General features: G+C 54.0%; 17 protein-coding genes. 10 read left to right on the top strand and 7 right to left on the bottom strand.

The genetic code is table 11. The annotated features are described in order from the left end of the window. Positions 1–3: 3 nt before the first annotated feature. From Q4606_RS11000 to Q4606_RS10990, 3 genes are all read right to left on the bottom strand, one after another. Positions 4–780 (bottom strand): MotA/TolQ/ExbB proton channel family protein, encoded by a 777-nt coding sequence (locus Q4606_RS11000; protein ID WP_303596924.1) that lies wholly within the window; start codon positions 778–780, stop codon positions 4–6. Between the two features lie 65 nt (positions 781–845). After that, the gene (locus tag Q4606_RS10995) at positions 846–1,265 is read right to left on the bottom strand and encodes a YkvA family protein (protein ID WP_303596925.1); all 420 of its coding nucleotides are present in this window, start codon (positions 1,263–1,265) and stop codon (positions 846–848) included. Positions 1,266–1,314: 49 nt separating this feature from the next. Then, on the bottom strand, positions 1,315–2,640 hold the full coding sequence (locus Q4606_RS10990) for a DASH family cryptochrome (protein WP_303607537.1): 1,326 nt from the start codon (positions 2,638–2,640) through the stop codon (positions 1,315–1,317). 169 nt (positions 2,641–2,809) lie between these two features. Here Q4606_RS10990 and Q4606_RS10985 point away from each other — a divergent pair, with 169 nt between their 5' ends. Both Q4606_RS10985 and Q4606_RS10980 read left to right on the top strand, forming a co-directional pair. After that, a complete protein-coding gene (locus tag Q4606_RS10985; protein WP_303596927.1) occupies positions 2,810–3,922 on the top strand; it encodes an S-(hydroxymethyl)glutathione dehydrogenase/class III alcohol dehydrogenase in 1,113 nt (370 codons plus the stop codon). 88 nt (positions 3,923–4,010) lie between these two features. After that, on the top strand, positions 4,011–4,955 hold the full coding sequence (locus Q4606_RS10980) for a ketopantoate reductase family protein (protein ID WP_303607536.1): 945 nt from the start codon (positions 4,011–4,013) through the stop codon (positions 4,953–4,955). On the opposite strand, the gene Q4606_RS10975 is transcribed toward Q4606_RS10980, so the two are convergent. The 3 genes from Q4606_RS10975 to Q4606_RS10965 form a co-directional block, all read right to left on the bottom strand. Then, positions 4,952–5,998, bottom strand: a complete 1,047-nt coding sequence (locus tag Q4606_RS10975) for a peptidoglycan -binding protein (protein WP_303596929.1) — start codon at positions 5,996–5,998, stop codon at positions 4,952–4,954. The genes Q4606_RS10980 and Q4606_RS10975 overlap by 4 nt on opposite strands. Next, a complete protein-coding gene (locus tag Q4606_RS10970) occupies positions 5,995–6,723 on the bottom strand; it encodes a flagellar motor protein MotA (RefSeq protein ID WP_303596930.1) in 729 nt (242 codons plus the stop codon). The genes Q4606_RS10975 and Q4606_RS10970 overlap by 4 nt, the downstream gene beginning before the upstream one ends. A 137-nt stretch (positions 6,724–6,860) precedes the next feature. Then, positions 6,861–7,544, bottom strand: a complete 684-nt coding sequence (locus Q4606_RS10965) for a type 1 glutamine amidotransferase domain-containing protein (RefSeq protein ID WP_303596931.1) — start codon at positions 7,542–7,544, stop codon at positions 6,861–6,863. 202 nt (positions 7,545–7,746) lie between these two features. Between Q4606_RS10965 and Q4606_RS10960 the strand changes: the two genes are divergently transcribed. Genes Q4606_RS10960 through Q4606_RS10950 form a run of 3 tightly spaced genes read left to right on the top strand, consistent with a single transcriptional unit; the run spans position 7,747 to position 9,826 of the window. Continuing rightward, positions 7,747–8,499, top strand: coding sequence for an ABC transporter substrate-binding protein (locus Q4606_RS10960; protein ID WP_303607535.1), 753 nt, complete (start codon positions 7,747–7,749; stop codon positions 8,497–8,499). Between the two features lie 33 nt (positions 8,500–8,532). Next, complete coding sequence (locus Q4606_RS10955) at positions 8,533–9,354, top strand: ABC transporter substrate-binding protein (RefSeq protein WP_303607534.1); 822 nt, start codon at positions 8,533–8,535, stop codon at positions 9,352–9,354. Between the two features lie 46 nt (positions 9,355–9,400). Continuing rightward, complete coding sequence (locus Q4606_RS10950; RefSeq protein WP_303596933.1) at positions 9,401–9,826, top strand: hotdog fold thioesterase; 426 nt, start codon at positions 9,401–9,403, stop codon at positions 9,824–9,826. Between the two features lie 27 nt (positions 9,827–9,853). Here Q4606_RS10950 and Q4606_RS10945 read toward each other — a convergent pair whose 3' ends face one another. Next, complete coding sequence (locus Q4606_RS10945; RefSeq protein WP_303607533.1) at positions 9,854–10,816, bottom strand: GGDEF domain-containing protein; 963 nt, start codon at positions 10,814–10,816, stop codon at positions 9,854–9,856. 257 nt (positions 10,817–11,073) lie between these two features. On the opposite strand from Q4606_RS10945, the gene rarD reads away from it, so the two are divergent. The 5 genes from rarD (at position 11,074) to Q4606_RS10920 (ending at position 17,278) form a co-directional block, all read left to right on the top strand. Continuing rightward, positions 11,074–11,961, top strand: coding sequence for an EamA family transporter RarD (gene rarD / locus Q4606_RS10940; protein WP_303607532.1), 888 nt, complete (start codon positions 11,074–11,076; stop codon positions 11,959–11,961). Continuing rightward, complete coding sequence (locus tag Q4606_RS10935; protein ID WP_303607531.1) at positions 11,958–12,176, top strand: DUF3565 domain-containing protein; 219 nt, start codon at positions 11,958–11,960, stop codon at positions 12,174–12,176. Before rarD ends, Q4606_RS10935 begins: the two co-directional genes overlap by 4 nt. Before the next feature lie 70 nt (positions 12,177–12,246). Continuing rightward, positions 12,247–13,923: a methyl-accepting chemotaxis protein gene (locus tag Q4606_RS10930; protein WP_303607530.1), complete on the top strand. Its 1,677-nt coding sequence runs from the start codon at positions 12,247–12,249 to the stop codon at positions 13,921–13,923. A 133-nt stretch (positions 13,924–14,056) separates the two neighbouring features. Further along, positions 14,057–15,121, top strand: coding sequence for a TRAP transporter substrate-binding protein (locus tag Q4606_RS10925; RefSeq protein ID WP_303597170.1), 1,065 nt, complete (start codon positions 14,057–14,059; stop codon positions 15,119–15,121). A 135-nt stretch (positions 15,122–15,256) separates the two neighbouring features. Then, complete coding sequence (locus Q4606_RS10920) at positions 15,257–17,278, top strand: bifunctional metallophosphatase/5'-nucleotidase (RefSeq protein ID WP_303607529.1); 2,022 nt, start codon at positions 15,257–15,259, stop codon at positions 17,276–17,278. Positions 17,279–17,347: the final 69 nt, after the last annotated feature.

Below are 17,347 nucleotides of genomic sequence, written 5' to 3'. Positions count from 1 at the left end.
GGCTTATCCGCTGGCGGCCTCCGCCTCAGGCGCTTTGGCGCGCTCCTTTGGAGTCAGGTAGCTGGAGAGCATCTGTTCGATAATACGCGGGTTTGTGCCATGCTGAATAGCCACCAGTGCATCGGTATAAAGCATCTGCAGGCGGGCTTCTTCTGTCATCCTAAGGGATAGCTTGTCGGCAATAGGGGTGGCAATCATGGTTGCGATCATTGCGCCGTAAAGCGTGGTCAACAGCGCGACGGCCATGGCCGGTCCGATGGATTTCGGATCTTCCATGTTGGAAAGCATTTGGACCAGGCCAATCAGGGTACCGATCATGCCCATTGCTGGCGCCACATCCGCCATTGCCATAAACACTTTGGAGCCAGAGCGGTTGTGGTCCAGAGTCATCAGGCGTTCTTTATCAAGGAGTTGCTTGATCGTCTCCCCGGTCTGGCCATCTACCAGCATCTGGATGCCGCTACTCAGAAACGGTGACGAGACATCTCGCCCTTCAAGTCCAAGCGCTCCCTCTTTGCGGGCAACATTGGCTACGTCTACCAGTTCTTCAATGCTGGCCTGGGTTTCCGGGAGCTTGAACTTGAATGCCCGGGCAGCCGCTTTGAAGGCCCCAAGAAACTGAGGGATGCTGAACTTGGCAAGCACGACCAACAGGGTCCCACCAACAACGATCAGTAGCGATGAGGAGTTGAGGAAAACATCGGGTGCTGCACCTAGAACAACGGCGGTCACGATTAGTAAAAGGGCACCAAGCAGACCGATCAGAGTGGCTAAATCCACATGCTCTCCAGAGGGTTTGACGATTTAAAGTGAGGTTGTGAGATTACCTGTAGTTCATAATTCAATCAATCTGCTTGTGTCGATTGCGTGACCTCTTCCTGTAATTCTTTCCAGGCGGCGTACTTGTGCAGATCAGATTCAACCAGTTTCAGACAGAGTGCAACTACGCCAACATCGTCCACAAAACCAATGCCGACAATCAAATCGGGAATCAAATCCAGCGGGTTCATAACGTACAGGAGCGCGCCCGCCACTGCCGCAATGCTTTTCCAGGGGATGTCGCGGTAACTGCCGTTCCTGTAATCCCGTAACATGGCAAACATCAGCTTGATATCGGCGCTGAACCGCTCAAACTTTCCACTGCCTTTGACCTTTGTTTCAATAGCCTGCTGACGATCCAGCAGTGTTTCGAGATCTGCACGGCTCACTTTCTCTGCTTCTTCATTCAACTGTTTACGTGCATCCTTCTGGCTGAACAGAGCCATGAACAAGTGTCCTCTATTTGGTTAAAAATGATATCCAGACGAAACAGTGTCACGAAACCGGCCAATCTGCCGCATCCACCAGGTGCAGTCCCACAGGCTGTTCGGCCTGGCCGCGCCACTTGCTGACGAAGGTGCCATCAGGGTCGTATTGTTGTGCCTGTTTCTCAAGGTTGAACCGGCGGAGGCCTCTTGGATCGGCACCTACACCGGCCAGGTACTGCCAGTTGCCATAGTTGCTCGCTACATCATAATCGATTAGCTGCTCCTCGAACCATGCAGCTCCGTAACGCCAATCCAGTTCCAGCTCGTTCACAAAACAACTGGCTACCAACTGCCGACTACGGTTGCTCAAATAGCCAGTTTCCCTGAGCTGGTTCATCGCGGCGTTTACCAGTGGGTATTGGGTGTTGCCCTCGCACCAGGCTTTGAAACGGTGCGCGTAAAAGGTTACAGGTCGGCGTTTACGTTGCACACCATCACGCCGGAACAGATCAGCACAATGTTTGACAGCGTACCAGTAGAAATACTCCCGCCAAAGAAGCTCGAACCATAGCCAGTAAGTGGATTCGTTGCGGATTTCAGTGCGCTCATATTCAACAATGGTCTCTGCGACTTCCCGCGCGGAAAGCGAACCATCTGCCAACCAGGGCGAGAACTTTGAGGAGGCGTCCCAGGTGTCCAGGGCATTTCGCGTTTGTTTGTAGTCGTTGATAGCGTGGTTAGTGAACAGAAATTCTTGAAGCCGCGCCAGACCGGCCTTTTCTCCGCCAGTGAACGGAATAAAGTGTTTTGGCTCGGTTACGGCGGGACACTCTCCCCGGTTGTCCTCTGGAAATCCCGGGGCAGGTGGCAAGGCCGTCAAAGTGCGGATTCGCAATGGCGAAGGCGCGGATTCACCGGAGTTTTCGATCAGTTTGCGAAACTTTGAAAAGGTATCCGGTAAATCCACAAGTCTCATGGGGAGCGAGCCCTCGGTATACAGGCTGAGCGTTTCGAATTCCTGCAAAACGATTCCAGGCAGCTTGTCACCAATTGTTTGCCACTGGCCTGTTTCACGTGTCCCCGGTTGGCGCGAACGGATGACGCTATTCATTTTATGGTTTTGCGCGAGTGCCGGAATCACCTCTTCGGGTTTGCCATAGGCGATGTGCAGTCGCTGGCCGAGGGCCCTGAGGTTGCGTTCGAGCCCCATCAGGCTTTGCCACAAAAAACGCCAGCGATGAGCGCCCATGGCTTTCGACTGCATAGGGCCGGGTACGAACCAGCGTGGATCAACCACGTAAACGCAGAGCAGCATGTCGGATCTCGAAGCCGCCAGCAGGGCTGCATTGTCGTGTAGGCGGAGATCCCGGGTAAACCAGTAAAGTGTGCGCAAAGTGACGATCCTGTATTTCAGAGGTTTCGTACATGTCAGTTACAGATTTACGTGGCGGGCTGCCGGAAAGATTGCCGGACGGCAGGCGAGCCGGGGCTGTTTTTCAATGTTACAGTAGCTGTTATCAGGCCGGTGACGGCTTTGCCAACTGGATTATAGGAGATTCAAGATGATTAAATCCCGTGCCGCCGTGGCCTTCGAAGCCAATAAGCCGCTGGAAATCGTAGAGGTTGATGTGGCACCACCCCAGAAGGGGGAAGTTCTGGTTCGAATTGTCGCAACCGGGGTTTGCCATACCGATGCCTACACGCTTTCAGGTGCAGATCCGGAAGGCCTGTTCCCTACCATTCTGGGCCACGAGGGCGGCGGTATAGTGGAAGCCCTTGGTGAAGGCGTAACCGGCCTTGAAGTTGGCGATCACGTTATTCCGCTTTACACAGCTGAGTGCGGTAAGTGTAAATTCTGCACCTCTGGCAAGACTAATCTGTGCGGTTCTGTGCGCGCCACCCAGGGCAAGGGCGTGATGCCCGATGGTACGTCTCGTTTCTCATACAAAGGCGAGCCGCTGTATCACTACATGGGCTGCTCGACCTTTTCGGAATACACCGTTTTGCCGGAAGTCTCCCTGGCAAAAATCCCCAAAGAAGCACCTCTGGATAAAGTGTGCTTGTTGGGCTGTGGTGTAACTACCGGCATTGGTGCTGTGCTCAATACCGCCAAGGTTGAAGAAGGCGCAACTGTGGCGATATTTGGTCTGGGAGGCATAGGACTGGCGGCGATTATCGGCGCCAAAATGGCAAAAGCCGGCCGTATCATCGCGGTAGACATCAACCCCGGTAAATTCGAGATTGCGCAGCAACTTGGTGCTACCGATGTGGTGAACCCGAAAGACTATGACAAGCCGATTCAGGAAGTCATCGTCGAAATGACGGACGGCGGCGTGGATTACTCGTTCGAGTGCGTGGGCAATGTTCATCTGATGCGCTCGGCACTGGAGTGCTGTCATAAGGGCTGGGGTGAATCCATCATCATCGGCGTTGCCGGTGCCGGTGAGGAAATCAGCACTCGCCCGTTCCAGCTGGTAACCGGCCGGGTCTGGAAGGGCTCAGCGTTTGGCGGCGTAAAAGGCCGTACGGAGCTGCCTGGTTATGTAGAGAAAGCTGAGAAGGGAGAGATCCCGCTGGATGTTTTCATTACCCATGAAATGCCGCTGGAAGATATCAACGAGGCGTTTGAGCTGATGCATGAGGGTAAGAGTATTCGGACTGTGATTCATTTTTAAACCAAGTTTCTTGTGACGCCGGGCTGCGAGCGAAGATAACCCGCAGCCTGGCGATCTTCGAAATGGATGAACAGGGAGGCCATTTTTCATGCTCAGCATTCTCATGATCGGCGCAGGTGGTATTGGCGGCTATTATGGCGCGAGATTGTCTGAGGCTGGTCACAGGATCGTGCTTACGGCCCGGGGTGCCCACCTTGCAGCCCTGGAGAAAAAGGGCCTGGTGGTTCATTACGAAGGCCGGCAGATAGAGTGCAGTGTCCCGGCTGTTGATCATGCTGCGCTGATGCAGAACTACCAGCCTGGTGATTTTGATGTGATCGTCTTTGCGCTCAAGTCCACCGCAACAAAAGCTGTTCTGAGTGAGCTTGCTCCATGGCTGGCACAAAGTGACGTGCCTGTTCTGTCATTACAGAACGGTGTGGACAACGAGCCGATGATTGCCCGGATACTTGGTGAAAGCCGCGTTCTGGGTGGATTGGCAGTGCGTATCGGTGGCCATATTGTTGAGCCAGGTGTGGTTGAGGCAGAAGGTGTCGCGCAGGTTGTTATGGGCGAGTGGCCGGCTGTTCCGGAAGAACAGGATGCCAGGCGCCCACTTTTGGAAATACTGCAGAGTGCTTTTGAACGGGCCGGTATCCCGACTGTTATTTCAGATGATATTCGCTATGAGTTATGGCGAAAGCTGGTTATCAATAACGGGGTTAACCCAATCTCGGCACTTACCGGGCTGGATACACAAAGTTTGACGCGGCACCCGCAATTCAGCCGGATTGTGTACGGTATGATGGCGGAGACAGCCGCTGCGGCAAAGGCCGATGGTCTGGAACTTGGCAAGGCGGATGTCGACGAAATGTTCGAGCTGATCAGCAGCTTTAACGCGATCAAAACGTCGATGTTGGTCGACAAGGAAAAAGGCCGCCCCCTGGAACTGGATAGCATTGCGGGAGCGGTGCTGCGGCGTTCCAAAACGCTCGGTATCGATGCCCCTTATACCACCACCGTTAACGCGCTTCTGGAGCACGGTCTGGGCTAACGGTCAGTCAGCTTGATTTCAATACGCCGGTTTTTCTGCAAGGCATCCGGTGATGTTCCATCTGCAACCGGGAAAAACTCGCCAAAGCCGGCGGCGACCATTCGGTTTTGCGGCACGCCCTGATCCGCAAGATAGCGGACTACCGCCACCGCACGAGCGGTCGACAGCTCCCAGTTGGAGGGGAACTGCGGCGTGTTGATCGGGATCAGGTCTGTATGGCCATCAATGCGAAGAATCCAGTCAAGGTCGTCGGGAATCGTTTTAACCACATCAAGTAACACGCCGGCCAGTTTGTCGAGTTCCCGCTTGCCCGCCTCGCCCAGTTGGGCCGAGCCGGAAGCGAACAGCAGCTCGGATGGCAGCAGGAACCGGTCACCGACAATACGGATGTTTTCATTGGCGGCCAGAATGTTCCGTAACCGCGAGAAAAATTCGGACTGGTACTGCTCCAGTTGATTGATGCGTTCCGCCAGCAGAGTATTCAGGCGTCTACTGACATCTTCCAGTTCGTCTTCCTTGTCGACGGTCATTTCTTTTTGCAGTTTCAGTGCAGCGGTTATTTGTCGCAGCTGGTCTTGTAAGGATGCAATCTGATTGGACAAGCGCAGGATCATGTTTTGTTGGCTGGCAGAAAGCTCGTCCTTGTCGTCCAGCTCCTGATTCATGTTCGCCAGTCTTTCAGCCCGGGCCTCGGCATCGGCGGTCTGTTGCATCAGCTGGTTACGTGAGGCGTCCAATCGGTCCTGCAGGTCTTCGTTCTGCGCTAGGCTGTCGCTGAAGTTGCTCTGAACCGTGAGCATTTGTTGTTCCAGAGCTTCGGTTTTGCTTTGCTCCAGCCCCAGCAGTTGTGAAATTTCGTTCAACCGTTGATTTAGCCGGGCCAGTTCGGAGTTACGGTCAGACAGTGTCTGGGACAGGAAAAGCTGGCTGACCACATAGATCAACAGCATGAAGATCACCAGCATCAGCAGGGCGGAGAGTGCGTCTACATACCCCGGCCATACGTTAGTGGTGCTTCGGCTTCGACGTCTGGATCCAATCATGGCTGGCGTTCATCGCTGGTGAACGGGTCCAGCAGATTGGTAACACCGGTCAGCCATTCTTCCAGCCCGTCATAGAAACGGTTCTGGGCATGGCCGGCCTGGATATCAAGAAAACCCAGTATCAGTGAGCCACCAAGGCCGAGCAGAGAGGAGCTGAATGCAGTGCCCATGCCCTGCAAGGGCGTCAGCAATCCGGTCTGAAGATCCGCGAATACTTTGCCGAAATCACCCTGGCCCATGTCCAGGTTGGTAATGACCTCGCCAACTGCATTGATGGTGCCGAGCAGCCCCCAGAAGGTACCGAGAAGGCCAAGAAAAACCAGTAGGTTAATGAAGTATCGTGTGATTTCGCGCTGCTCATCCATTCTGGAATGAATGCCATCCAGAACTGTTCTGAGCGACATGGTCGAGAGCGTAAAGCGGTCACGTTTGGACTCTTCGCCCAATTGCCGTGCCAGTGGTTTGAGCAGGCGGGGTTCTTCAAGCACTGAAAGGCCGGAATGCCCGGTACGGAACTGGGCGATCCAGCGAAGCTCCGGGAACAACACGAATACCTGCCGGTAAGTGAGGCCGATGCCGATGATCAGCACGCCGACAATCAATAGGTTGAAGACCCAGTTCGCCATAAATGCGGTGATCAACGGTTTGTGGACCAACACGCCAACGATGGCAACAACCGCCAGAAAAAAGGTCATCCAGAAAAGGGTGTGTTTGGGATTACTCATGAAAAAGCCAGCCTTTTGAGATGTTCTTCAAAACGTTAGCACAGACTGACGTATCTTGGCGCTTATTTGCGGGAGATTATGCAGGGCGAGGTTCCCCGACGAGGCGATGCGCCAGGCCGGGGTGAACATTACAGGTTTCAGGCTTGCTGAAGTGCCTGAACCACAGCCTTGGCTGCACCCTCTGATGAAGCCGGGTTCTGGCCGGTAATCAACTTGCCATCCACCACAATGTGCGGAGCCCAGTCATCACCCTTTGAGTAGGTTGCGGTGTTTTCCTTCAACATATCTTCGAGCAGGAAAGGTACGATCGTTGCCAGACCAACTGCTTCTTCTTCGCTGTTGCTGAATCCGGTGACTTCGCGACCGCCCACCAGGTTTTGCCCGGGCTTGATCTCTACGTTTTTGAAGACAGCCGGCGCGTGGCAGACCGCTCCAATTACCTTGTCCTGTTCGTAGGCAGCTTTGATCAGTGCGACAGATTTTGCATCGTTGACCAAATCCCAAAGAGGACCATGACCGCCCGGATAGAAGACAGCATCAAACCCGTTCATATCTATGTCACTGAGTTTTTTTGTGCTGGCGAGCGATTCTTTGGCGTGCGCATCCGCCTGAAAGCGTCGGGTGCTGTCTGTGAGTGCGTCTTCGGCTTCGCTGTTGGGATCAACTGGCGGCTTGCCGCCTTTCGGCGATGCGATGGTGATGTTTGCGCCTGCATCACGGAACACATAATAGGGCGCGGTAAACTCTTCCAGCCAAAAGCCTGTTTTGTGGCCAGTGTCTCCCATCTGGTCGTGGGAAGTCAGAACCATGAGGATGTTCATAGTGCGCGTCCTTTTCATTGAGAAGTGAGATTCACCTGTTTTACCAGACCCGTAACTCGTTCTTGTGCTGTAAGCGATGGAATTCAACCGTCGTATTTCACACCATTTTACGCAGCTAGACCGTTTGCGGATCTGAGAACGCCTATACTGTGTATATACGACTGTCATAGATCGTTTTTAGCTTGTGGAGAAACGACAGACCATGCGAATACTTGTTGCCATTCTGTTTGCGGCGATGGCTCTTTCCGCAAATGCCCAGCAGGGGACAGAGACGGTTCGTGCCCTGACGGTTACGGTGGGTGCGGATCATGCGCCGCCGTACCGGATAATCGAAGGTGCACAGCCCTCAGGTCTCTATGTAGAGATATTCCGGGAAATTACGAACCGGCTGGGCTGGGAAACCCATTATCGGGAGGCCCCCTTTCGGCGAGTCCTGAAGATGGTCAGGCGGGGCGAGGTGGATGTCATGCTTGGAGCCCTCAAAACATCAGGAAGAGACGAACAGATGGTATTTGTTGCACCTGCCTTTCCGCCGGAACGCAGGCTGTTTTTGCACATCAAGGATTCTGACCGTATTGAGCGTTACGCGGACCTTTATGGTAAAACCATCGGCGTATTGGAGGGAGCCAGCTATTTCCCGCGGTTCGATAATGACGGGCAGTTGCACAAAGAAGCTGCCCCCCGGTATGAGAACCTGATCCTGATGATGGAAAAAGGCCGGGTGGATGTAGTGGTTGTCCCGGAGCTCGCGGGTTTGTATACGGTTCGAGAGCTTGACCTGCCTGTGCAGGTGTCTCCGTTTTTTGTACCCGGGGAGCGTTCTTGGATCGCCGTTGCAAGAACCTCGCCGGTAGTGGAATATTCTGACGATATACGCGCTGCGCTCAAGCTGATAGAGGCAGAAGGCACATACGAAAATTTGGTGCTGAAGTATATGGATCAGTACGCTCTTTGATCCAATAAGCCAACAAACAGGATGGTCGCATACTTGTCAGGTTCCCGAAAAAAAGCATCTACCGTCGTCAGAAGGCTGTTGCCAGTGATGCTGGTGCTGATGGTTTTTTGTAATTCAGGAGCAGCAGAGCCGGCCTGCAAAACCTTGACTGTGAGTGGCAATCCGGAGTACCCGCCACTTCTCTGGGAAGACCCTCAGGCCCCTGAGCACCTGACCGGTGCGGCAACCGCTCTGCTAAGAGAGATCCTCGAACCACTTGGCGTGCAGCTGGAGGTGCGGCGCCTCGGCTCCTGGGCGCGAGTTCAGCGCCTTGCCCGGGTGGGGGAACTCGATATGGTTGCCGGTGCGTTTATTACCTCTGAACGCATCAAGTATATGGATTACCTGTTGCCTCCATTCACGTATCTTCCCACGGCCGTCTGGGTACCCAAAGACGGGGTGTTTGAGTATCGTCACTGGCCTGACCTGAAAGGAAAGCGGGGAAGTACACTGATAAACAACAGTTTCGGTCAGAGATTTGACCGCTATGCTGAACGCAACTTACAAGTTGTCAGCGTCAGAACCATAGAGCAATCCTTCGATATGGCGTTGGCCGGACGCGTTGATTACGTTTTGTATGAACGGTTGCAGGGGCAGGTGAAGCTTCATCGGCTTGGCCTTGCAGACAAGTTTGTTGCGCTCGATGTGCCCATTAGCAACGAAGGGCTATTCTTTACGTTTTCCAAGAATTCGCAATGTAACACCTTTGAGTTCCGTGAACGCATTGCTGATAGGCTGTTTAAACTCATCGATGCAGGTCGTATGGCCGAAATTGTCAGTGAGTATACGGCCAGATACATGTCTCTGGAGCCGTAGTGGCAGTGAGATACTTCTATTAAACCCGTCAGAGAGTTTTATCAGTATGGCAATCTGGACCCGCACACCGGACCTTGAGCATTTGGCTAAAGCCAGCGCAAATACAGCCGTCAGCCACATGGGCATTGAGTACACCGAAATTGGTGACGATTATGTAACAGGCCGGATGCCGGTCGATGAGCGCACGGTGCAGCCTTTTGGCATTCTCCACGGAGGGTCGTCGGTGGTGTTGGCAGAAACCCTGGGCAGTATGGCTGCCAACTGGTGCCTGAAAGATCCTGATACCGTCGCAGTCGGGCTCGAAATCAACGCCAACCACATTCGTCCGGTTACCCAAGGCTGGGTTTATGGGACGGCCAGGCCTATTCATATTGGCAGTGCGACTCAGGTCTGGGAAATCCGTATGGAAAATGAAGCGGGTAAAACGACCTGTATATCTCGCCTGACCATGGCAGTTACACGGAGGCCTTAGACTTTTCAGGCTGCTCTAAAATCCATCTCAGAGCTGTGAAAAAGTATGTACCCTGTCCCGGCCTCGCGTCTTGGACAGGTACATGGCTTCATCAGCTCGTGAGAGCAATGCCTCAAGCCTGTCATCGTCAACTGACAGGGTGGCCACGCCAAAACTGGCTTTTTGGCGGAGTTCGGTTTTTCGGTAGCGAATCCGCAATTCCTGCAACAGAAAGCGTAACCGTTCAGCCAATTCCACAGCTTGGGCCAGAGGTGTGTCCGGCAGGAGTACGGCGAACTCTTCACCGCCAATACGCGCTGCAACGTCTGATTCCCGTACTTTGTCCATGAGCAAACGGCCGACCGCTCTGAGAACCGCATCTCCCGCCTCGTGGCCATAACTATCATTGGTGTGTTTGAAGTGGTCCAGGTCGAACATGATTACGGCCAGTGGCGTCTGCTGCCGGCGTGCCTGTCTGAGTAGTTGCTCGCCAAACTGGAAAAACGCCCGACGGTTATTCAGGCGTGTGAGTTCGTCCTGAAGAGAAGCAGCCTCCGCTTGTTGTCGGGCACTTTGCAAGGCCAGTTCCATGTTTTTTCGATCAGTGATATCAGTAGCAATTTCCAGGCGAACCAGGCGCCCATCGGTCCACTCAATGGCCTGGTCCCGACATTGATACCAGTGTTTGGAGACCTCGTTCTGGAATTCCCATACGTGTGTACCGGTGGCTTCGTTATGGTTTTTGATCAACAGGCTGTTTGTGCAGAAGCTGCAGGGACCATCGTTGTTCTGCAGGACTTTCCAGCACTTCCCGCCTTTCTGGAACTCACCCCAAATCCTGCGTCCATAAGCATTTATGTATAACAGCTCATACGTATCAAAGTCGGCGACATACACCAGGGCGTCAAGATTATCGAGAATCGTTTGAAGCCCCGCCACAGACAATTGCCCTGAGACGTCGGGATCAGCACTCCGGGAAGGAATGATGTTCTTGGTATCACGAGTAGTCATTGGCGTCAGTTTTGGGGGCTATTCGGCGCAGTATAGCAGCGATCAGTCAAATGATGGCAGTTACGGTTTGGCCGTCGGCTTCCTCAAGGGATATTTTCTGAAGGTGCTGCCTGGCTTCGGCAACAAAATCCCGGGCTGTTTTCATGGCAGATTTTCCGTACTTTGAATGTACTCAAAGGTTAAGCCATATTGCCTAAGTGCGTAACCCGCCAGGTATGTTAAATTTAGTGCCGAAATATAATGAGGAAGCTATCAGTATGGCAGCGCAGGAAGCCCGAAAAGGCGTTTTTTACGGCACGTTTGCCTACACTATGTGGGGCTGCTTTCCGCTATATTTTGCGCTGTTTGACGGGGTCCCAGCCTGGGAAGTGGTTATTCATCGGGTGATCTGGTCCTGTCTGTTTCTGGCGTTTACTGTCACCTTTCTGAAACGCTGGCAACCCGTAAGGGTGGCGCTTGCGCAGCCAGCAAAACTGGGATTTGTTCTTGGTTGTGCCGTGCTTATTGCTGTGAACTGGGGCGTTTATATTTATGCCGTGGAAACCCGGCAGGTGCTTCAGGCCAGCCTTGGTTATTTTCTGACGCCACTGGTAAATGTTGGGTTGGGCATGCTGGTGCTCAAGGAGAGTATTTCCCGGTTGCAGATTCTGGCTGTAGTGCTCGCAACGCTTGCGATTCTGTATCAGTTGTTTTTGCTGGGCGTTGTGCCCTGGATAACGCTGGTGCTGGCGTTCAGCTTCGGAACCTATGGCCTGCTTCGCAAACAGGTAGCTCTGGATGGGCTCTCGGGGCTGTTTGTGGAAACTTTGCTTTTGCTGCCCGTGGCCATTATGGCGCTCACTGCTTTGAATTATTCCGGGGCTTCACACTTTTCGGAAGATGCAGCGACCACGCTGTTGCTGATTTCCAGCGGGGCGGTAACGGCGGTCCCTTTGTTGGCGTTTGCCGGCGCTGCTCGAAGATTGCGCCTGGCGACGGTTGGTTTTCTTATGTATATCAACCCGACAATTCAGTTTCTGATTGCGCTGACGGTGTTCAGTGAGCCCCTCAGCGTCGAAAAGCTGACAAGTTTTATAATGATCTGGATAGCCTTGGCGATCTATTCCTGGTCCGCCTGGGCCGGGCGCACCAAGTCTCTAACATGAAGCAGCCGATAATCGGATATCACAAGGATGAAGAGGATCACTGGGTCGCCCGACTGGCCTGTGGTCATAACCAACATGTGCGCCATTCGCCGCCCTGGATCAACAGGCCCTGGGTGATCACCGCGGAGGGGCGAGGGTCTATGCTTGGCTTTCAGCTTGATTGCCGTAAGTGTGACGAGGGCGCAGCCCGTGATTTCGTAGAAAATAATACTTAGCATTTATTCAAGATATCCCGGATTTTGTCGATAGTAATTCGAGACAATGCTTTTCTGAGGATCTGCCGTAATGAATTTTCTGAACAACCTGCATATTCGAACCCGTCTGCTTCTGGCCGTATTGATACCGGTCCTGGTTACAGCCGCGACGGTCGCCTGGATTTCTGTCAGCCAGATTCAGGCTCACGGGGAGGCAGAGTTAAAGCGTCTTGAATCAAGCCTTCTGGAAGCTCGAAAGGCAGGGCTGAAGAACCTGATCGATGCCGCGAAAGCGGTGGTGCTGGAAGCAAAAAACGACCCTGAACTGTCTGAGGAAGAAGCAAAGGCCCAGGCTGCATCCCGCTTGCGTTCTATCCGGTTCGAGAAGACGAATTACGTCTTCGCATACAACAGGGCAGCGCAGGCAGTCGCTTATTCTCCGGACCCTTCCCGAGAGGGTAAAGACAATAGTCCGGTCGTCAAAAAACTCGTTGGCAGCCTGTTTGGTGCGGCAGAATCCACGGGCTATCTCGGATATGACTGGCCTAATCCGGCTTCCGGTAACGAAGAGCCCAAAGTGTCTTACTCCGCGATTATTCCGGGGTGGGACTGGATGATTGGGGCGGGTGTCTACGTTACCGATATTGACCGACAGGTTGATGCTGCGCGCGTGGAAATCGAGGATAACATAGGTGCAATGCTTGGCTTTATTCTGTTGGTCACAGCTGTTGCTGTGGTCACCTCGCTGGTAATTGGTGTTTTCGTCGGCCGCACAGTGACGGTGCCTTTGAAAAGAGTCAGCGACATGATGCAGGAGATTGCTGATGGTGATGGTGATTTGCGTCAGCGTTTGCCAGAAGAGGGCCGTGATGAGCTTTCTGAACTGGGCCGTCGCTTTAACGCCTTTGTTATCAAAATTCAGACGACTATCCGGGAAGTCGGCGCCACAACTGATCAGGTAGCATCTGCTGCCGAGGAATTGAGCCGTGTCGCCAATGAAACACGAGCGTCGGTTCAGGAACAGGGATCCGAAACCGATCAGATTGCTTCTGCAATCAATGAAATGGCAGCAACCATCCAGCAGATTTCCGGAAACGCCAGCGAAGTTGAAAGTGCTGCATCAGATGCTGACCGCATGGCCCGAGACGGTGGCGAGACCATCGCCAATGCGCAAGGTTCGGTAAACAAGCTTTCTGAGGAAATTCAGGAAAGCGCACTCAGTATTAACGCTCTGGCTGAGAAATCAGATGACATCCAGAGGGTGCTGGACGTGATTCAGTCCGTGACCGAACAGACCAACTTGCTCGCACTGAACGCGGCTATCGAGGCGGCCAGAGCAGGCGACCATGGTCGCGGCTTCTCTGTGGTCGCAGATGAGGTCCGTCAACTGGCTCGGCGCAGTGCGGAATCCGCGGATCAGATCCGTGAAATGATCGATGGCTTCGTCAGTGAAACCCGCTCAGCCGTAGAGCGAATGAATCGATCGCGCGACCGTTCGTCGGAGACGGTGGAGCGGATTAATCACGCCACAGGTGCGCTGGTGACCATTGAGAAATCGGTTGGGCAGATCCATGATCAGGTAACCCAGATTGCCACTGCGGCCGAGCAGCAAAGCCAGGTGGCGGAAGAGATCAATCAGAACGTGGTACGCATTGTCGATGCAGCGCAGCGCAGTGATACCGGGGTTACTCAGACCAATGAGGCCAGCCATGAGCTGGCTCGTCTGGGCGAAAGCCTGCGGGATCTGGTGAGCCGGTTCAAGGTCTGATCAATACATGCGAAGGGCCATGCGCTTGCGGCTGTGATTACAGCCCTTGGCGCAAGGTGTCATCACGGGCTAAGATTGTGGGCGCGTTCGCGATATAGCAATAACATAACAACATGAAATGGTGCCAACAATGATGACTCGTCTGTTCAGAATGGCGGCGGTGACGCTGCTGTTCTCTGTTAGTACGCTCGGCGTAGCAGCAGAAAATTACACTTTGCGCCTTGCGCAAACCTGGGGGCCTAACTCACCGATTCTTGGTGAAACCACTGAACATATGGCTGCGATGGCGGAAGAAATGTCCGGTGGACGCCTTAAAATCCGTATCGACAGCTCCAACAAGCATAAAGCGCCTTTCGGCATTTTTGACCTGGTGCGCAATGGTCAGTACGACATGGGACACACGGCTTCTTATTATTATAAGGGCACGATTCCCAATGCCATGTACTTCACCACCATCCCCTTCGGCCTGATTGCGCCAGAAATGTATGCATGGTTTTACCATGGCGAAGGCATGGAGTTGATGCAGAAGGTTTATGAGCCGTACGGACTGCTCTCTTTCCCTGGTGGCAACACCGGCAACCAGATGGGTGGTTGGTTCAACAAGGAGATCAATTCTGTAGCGGATCTCAAAGGCCTGAAAATGCGCACCCCGGGGTTTGCGGGTGAAGTCATGTCCGAACTCGGCGTGGCCGTAACCAACCTGCCGCCCGGAGAGCTATACACAGCGCTTGAGCGCGGTACAGTTGATGCGGTCGAGTGGGTCGGGCCGGCTCTTGATTTTCCGATGGGCTTCCACCAGATCGCGAAGTATTACTATTCCGGCTGGCAGGAGCCGGGTGCAGAAGTGCAGTTTCTGATCAACCAAAAAACCTGGAAGAGCCTGCCCAAGGACCTTCAGGAAATCCTTCGGGTTGCCATGCGTCTTGCTGCCTATGACATGTACATCCAGAGCTATGACGAGAGCGGTGTGGCCTGGGATCGTATGAAAGAAGACTATCCGGAGGTCACGCACAAGACCTTCCCGCCGGAAGTCATCGAGGCGATGCGCGAAGCAACTAACAAGTTGCTGGCCGAAGCTGCTGAGAAAGATGAGTTGGCGAAAGAAATCATCGATTCCCAATTCGATTACCTGAAGCGGGTTCGTCAGTGGACCAATATTTCAGATAAAGCCTATCTGAACAGCATTGCCGAAGACTGACAAGCTGTACTCCCCGGTGACATATTTCTGACTTCCTTCGGTCATGAGTATGTCACCTCCTCTTTCTATTGTCTTTGAGGGCCCGCGCGCTTAACGCGACGGCAGCCACCAGAAACGAGACAAGGAAAGAGCCCCATGTTTGAACCCAGACCACTCACCCGTGCTGTTATTCTGGCACTGTCTGCTGCAGCGCTGACGGCATGCAGTGATGACGATGACTCTGTACCCGCAACAGCCGCCGATACTTTTTCTATTCAGGTTCTGCATTTTGCGGATATCGATGGCAGTGGCGGTGCCGCCGATGTTCGTAACATGTCTGCACTTGTGGATGGGTTCCGCGCCGAGATGCCAGAGCGCACTCTTTTGTTGAGTTCGGGCGACAACCTGATTCCCGGGCCGGAATTCTTTGCGGCAAGCGATAGCAGCCTTGCGCCCACTCTGGGTAGCCCCGGTAATGGACGGGCGAACATTGCCTGGCTGAATGCGATGGGTGTGCAAGCATCTGTAGTGGGCAACCACGATCTGGATACTGGAACCGAAGATTTTGCCGGGCTTATCACGGCAGATGGTGACTGGCCTGGAGCGCAGTTCCCCTATCTCTCTGCAAACATCGATTTCACTACCGATAGCAACACGGCGCCGCTGGTGGCTCCAGACGGTATGTCGGCAGAAGGCGGGACCCTTGCCGCGTCAACGACACTCCAGGTGGATGGTGAGACCATCGGTATCGTTGGTGCTTCGGTTCCCACTTTGTCCAGCATCACCAGCACTGGTTCGCTGACCATTACGCCTGCTGCCTTCGACCCCGCCGTGGATGAGAACCTTGACGCGCTGGCGGCCGATATCCAGGAGGACGTCGATAAGCTGATCGATGCCGGCATCAACAAGATCATCCTTCTGGCTCATATGCAGCAGATCAGTGTCGAGAAGGCGCTGGCACCCCGGCTTGATGGAGTGGACCTGATTATTGCCGGTGGCTCCAACACCTTGCTTGCGGACAGCAATGATTCGTTGCGTGATGGAGATGCGGCGGCTGATGACTACCCTTTGTCGTATGACTCCGCTTCCGGTGAGCCAGTCCTGGTCGTCAACACTGCAGGCGACTTCAGCTATCTGGGCCGACTGGTGCTGGAATTTGACGCACAAGGTTTGATCAACAAAGGCGCGTTGGACCCAGGGGTCAACGGTGCCTGGTCGACGGGTATGATCACCCAGACCTTCGAAGTTAACGACACCGTCGATGCTATTACTGATGCGCTTGATGAGGTGCTACTGGCCAAAGACGGCAATATTCTGGGTAAAACAGCCGTATATCTCGAGGGGCGCCGCAACCAGGTTCGCAGTGAGGAAACCAACCTTGGCAACCTGACCGCAGAAGCGAACCTGTGGTTGGCACGACATCAGGATGCGTCGGTGGCTGTATCTCTTAAAAACGGTGGCGGCATTCGGGATAATATCGGTCAGGCGCTACAGCCCCCGGGAACGTCCGACCCATCCGAAATCGTGTTCCTGCCGCCGGCGGCCAATGACGCGGTTGGCAAGCCTGAGGGTGGTATTTCCCAGTTGGATCTGGAGACCAGCCTGCGGTTCAATAACGACCTGACCATGGTCACCGTTACACCCGCAGAACTGGCGGACCTTCTGGAATATGCGTTTGCTGCCAGCGAGGAAGGTGCCACGCCGGGGCGGTTCCCGCAGATTGCTGGTATGCGAGTTGAATTTGATTACCGTGAGGCTGCTCGTGCCAATGGTGATTCCAATCTCGCTCCGGTCATGACCAGCCGGGTGCGCGAACTGGAGATTCTGAACAGTGACGGGTCTGTTGCCCAGGATGTGGTGACTGCCGGTATGGTTGATACAGCGGGCAGTTCCATCAGGCTGGTTACCCTCGGTTTTCTTGCGGGAGACTGTGTGAACAACGCCACCGCCTCTTGCGGTGACGGCTACCCGTTCAAGAGTCTGGTGGCGCCCGACAAGGTGGACGTAACGGTCAGCCCTGGATTGAGTGATTTCTCACCTGCCGGTGGTGAGCAGGATGCGATGGCCGAATACCTGATGGTCACATACCCGCAAACCGGAAGTGGCTACAACGAGGCAGAGACCCCAGTCGATCAAGACCAGCGAATAGTGAACATAGCAATTAACGCTGCTCCCTGATGGTGCGTTCTCCGGGTCGTCAGAAATATCTGGCGGCCCCCTTTTTGATTCCATCTGTTTCTGTGAAAA

Source organism: Marinobacter sp. 1_MG-2023 (assembly GCF_030549045.1).
Lineage (GTDB): Bacteria > Pseudomonadota > Gammaproteobacteria > Pseudomonadales > Oleiphilaceae > Marinobacter.
This window is presented reverse-complemented; position numbering and strand designations above follow the sequence as displayed.